The 3,140-nt window shown below is 68.8% G+C and carries 5 protein-coding genes; all 5 read left to right on the top strand.

Annotated features, from left to right (window positions below; translation table 11 throughout):
* Nucleotides 1–194 (top strand): IS3 family transposase (locus R2S09_RS39990; protein ID WP_316746193.1); only part of this gene is annotated, 194 nt, incomplete at its 5' end.
* Between the two features lie 663 nt (nucleotides 195–857).
* Nucleotides 858–1,397 carry a winged helix-turn-helix domain-containing protein gene (locus tag R2S09_RS39985; RefSeq protein WP_316746191.1) on the top strand — a complete coding sequence of 180 codons (540 nt, stop codon included), beginning with the start codon at nucleotides 858–860 and terminating at the stop codon, nucleotides 1,395–1,397.
* Nucleotides 1,394–1,954, top strand: coding sequence for a transposase (locus R2S09_RS39980; protein ID WP_316746188.1), 561 nt, complete (start codon nucleotides 1,394–1,396; stop codon nucleotides 1,952–1,954). Before R2S09_RS39985 ends, R2S09_RS39980 begins: the two co-directional genes overlap by 4 nt.
* Before the next feature lie 114 nt (nucleotides 1,955–2,068).
* Complete coding sequence (locus R2S09_RS39975; RefSeq protein ID WP_316746186.1) at nucleotides 2,069–2,431, top strand: hypothetical protein; 363 nt, start codon at nucleotides 2,069–2,071, stop codon at nucleotides 2,429–2,431.
* Nucleotides 2,428–3,087 (top strand): nucleotidyl transferase AbiEii/AbiGii toxin family protein, encoded by a 660-nt coding sequence (locus R2S09_RS39970; protein ID WP_073759566.1) that lies wholly within the window; start codon nucleotides 2,428–2,430, stop codon nucleotides 3,085–3,087. The genes R2S09_RS39975 and R2S09_RS39970 overlap by 4 nt, the downstream gene beginning before the upstream one ends.
* Nucleotides 3,088–3,140 lie beyond the last annotated feature (53 nt).

The following is a 3,140-nucleotide window of genomic DNA, read 5'->3' as shown; positions in this document are numbered from 1 at the left end:
TGTTCAAGACCGAGCTGATCAAGCCCCGACGGCCCTGGAAGACACTGTCCGACGTCGAACTCGCCACCGCCGAGTACGTCGACTGGTACAACCACCGACGACTCCATGGTGAGATAGGCCACCTCCCACCCGTCGAATACGAGAACAACCACTACCTCGCAACCACGAAACCCCAGGTCACAACCAACATCTGAGATCTCTACCGAACCCGGAACGGTTCACGGAGCCGTCTTTTGGGAGTCCAAAATGCTACGTACTCTGTTCAAGTCCAAGATCTAGCGTTTTGGTGTTTGCGCAGGTCATAGGCTTGATGGCCCCGCTCGGGTCAGCAAACGGTCAGCATTGGGCGCGGGAGCTTCCCAGCTTGCTGACCAGGTGGCCGCCATGATGGGGGACCTGGACACAGGTGCCTGGCTCCCGCTTGGGGCGTTCGCTGCGTTACTCGACAGCTCGTCCGCGGCACGGGTCCGGAGTGAGTGGGCTGCGTTCGGGACCGAAGCGGCGTGCCTTGTGGATGCCGCCTGCCCACTCCGGCCGTGATCGCGTCCTCGCCCGCTCCGGTGTCATTCTCGTCCCCTGCGCCGGCGCCACGGGCCTCACCTTCGGCACCGTCGTCATTTCCGACACCGAGACGGAAGCCGCAGCCGACTCCGCTGCGGCGGCCCTCCGTGTGACCTGCTGCTTCATGATCACGCGCGCCCGCGAGCGGGGCTGGTCCCGGGTCTGCAGGGCAGCCGTTGCCGCGCCGCCTGGGGGATGCGCGGGTAGGCGATGATGCGCTACTGACTTCGGCGTCGTAGGGTCTGGTCTTCGTCGGACCTGGTGACGGCGTGCGCCTTGGCTGGTACGCCGGAGACATGCGGTACGCAGATGGGGGCGGGCTGACCGCCGAGCAGCGCAAGCGCCGCGAAGAGGTACGGATGCAGGCCGTCTACCTCTTCGAGGAGGATGCGAAAGTCCCGTGCATCGCCCGGGAGTTACGGGTGAGCGAGAAGTCCGTCTACCAGTGGCGCCGTGCCTGGAAGGCGGGCGGGCGGGAGGCCCTGCGTTCCAAGGGGGCCCCGGGCTACGACTGCCGACTCGACCCCCACCTGCAGGCCGGACTCGCCGCCTGGCTGGACGAAGGACCGGCCGCGCACGGCTGGACGGACGACCAGGTGTGGACCGCCGCTCGGGTGCGCACGCTGATCGCGCGGAAGTTCCATGTCTCCTACAGCGTCTCCGGGGTGACCCGGCTGCTGCACCGGATGGGCTTCAGCGTGCAGATGCCCGCCCGGCCCGCCGCCGAACGCGACGAGGATGCGATCACCGCATGGCGGGAGGCGACCTGGCAGGAGGTAAAACCCTCCGGGCGGCGACCGGCGCGTTCGTCTGCTTCGAGGACGAAGCGGGCGTGACCGGCCGTCCGCCCAAGGGCCGCACCTGGGGCCGGCGCGGGATCACCCCGACGGTGCGCGTTTCGGGGCGCAGCCGGGGCCGCCTGTCGGTGGCCGGGCTGCTGTGCTTCAGGCCTGGCCTGCCCGCCCGCCTGTGCTACCGACTGCGCCGGCACACCGGCCGCAGGGGCGAGCGCCGCTCGCTCGGCGAGAGCGACTACATCCGCCTGCTCGACGGCGCTCACCACCTGCTCAAGGCCCCGCTGATCGTGGTGTGGGACCGGCTGAGCACCCACATCTCCAAGACGATGCAGGCGCTCGTGGCCGAGCGGGAACGGCTGACCGTGGTCCTGCTGCCCGGGTATGCGCCCGACCTCAACCCGGTCGAGGGCATGTGGGCGCACATCAAACGCAGCCTGGCCAACCTGGCCGCCCGCACCCTCAGCGAACTGGAGACCCTGCTCCGCAGGCGGCTCAAGGCGCTGCAGTACCCGGCACAGCACCCTCGGCGGATTTCTCGCCGGGACGGGCCTCACTCTCGACAGACCAGACGCACCCTAATACGCCGAAGTCAGTAAGCGCCCGCTGGGTGAGATCTCCGATGGAAGGGGGGCCGGCCGCTCGACCCGTACGTACGACAGGGGACCCCCGAATCCGCCATGCCGCCGCCTCCCAGCAGCGATACTGGATGCATGGACACGACGATCACCGCCCCCCGCGCCGAGGTGCTGCGGGGCCGCTACCGTAGCCGGCTGCCGGAGCGCTTGCAGGATCTGGCCGGCCCTGTTGAGGGCAACGTGGACCTGCCGCTCCACATCGTCTGGTCCGGGCGGACGAGCTACAGCCTGGACCGTCCGAAGTCCCGCATGACGCTCTACCGGACCGTCCTCGCCGAAGGACTGGGTGAGGACCTGGTGGCTCTCCTGCACCACCGGCTGCTCACCGAGCAGTGGCCCGTGCTGCGGCGCTTGATCAGTCCCTACATCCGCGAGGTCTGGGAGGACGCCTTCCCCGAGCTGCTCCGCACCGCTCCGGCCGACACGACCGCCGCGTGAAGCTCACTCCGCTCCACGAGCGTCTCCTCGCCGACATCCTCGACCTCGGCTCCCCCTACCCTCTGGTCCTCACCGGCGGATACGCCGTGCAGGCACACGGCCTGGTCGAACGCTTCAGCCGTGACCTCGACGTCGCCACCGAGAATCCCGCTCCGATGCAGGAGATCGTCGCCTCACTCACAGCCGGCCTCAGCGCGCGCGGATGGCGGACCACGCACGTCCAGACCGATCCGCTCAGCGGCCGGTTCCTCGTCACCGATCCGGACACCGGCGAGGAGTGCGAGGTCGACGTCCTCAAGGAGGCGTTCTGGGCTCCGCCTGCCCAGACCCCCTACGGCCCCGTTCTTTCCCTCGACGACGTGATCGGCACAAAGGTCCGTGCCCTCGCCGACCGCGGTACCGTCCGCGACCTCATCGACGTCCAGGCCGCATCCCGCCACCGCTCCACCGCCGACCTCGAATCCCTGGGCCGCCGTCGCGCCCACGACGAGTTCAGCCTCGAAGACCTCCGGGACCGGCTGATCGGCGCGGACTGGTACGAGGACGAGGACTACACCGCGTACGGGCTCACCTCCCGGCAGATCGAAGAACTCAAGGCGTGGGCGCTGGAGTGGGCAGAGGATCTGGGTGCGCGGATCCATGACGAGAACGCCTGAGAGGCGGTCGTCGCGTCCAGCCCCTCGGAGATCGTCATGATCGTGGGCTGAGG

This window comes from Streptomyces sp. MK7 (assembly GCF_032658145.1).
Lineage (GTDB): Bacteria > Actinomycetota > Actinomycetes > Streptomycetales > Streptomycetaceae > Streptomyces > Streptomyces spiralis.
The sequence above is the reverse complement of the archived record's forward strand: the minus strand, read 5'-3'. Positions and strand labels throughout refer to the sequence as shown.

Coding starts and splice junctions, on each gene's coding strand:
- R2S09_RS39985 (WP_316746191.1), top strand. CDS start 858: ATGCGGTACGCAGATGGGGGCGGGCTGACCGCCGAGCAGCGCAAGCGC.
- R2S09_RS39975 (WP_316746186.1), top strand. CDS start 2,069: ATGGACACGACGATCACCGCCCCCCGCGCCGAGGTGCTGCGGGGCCGC.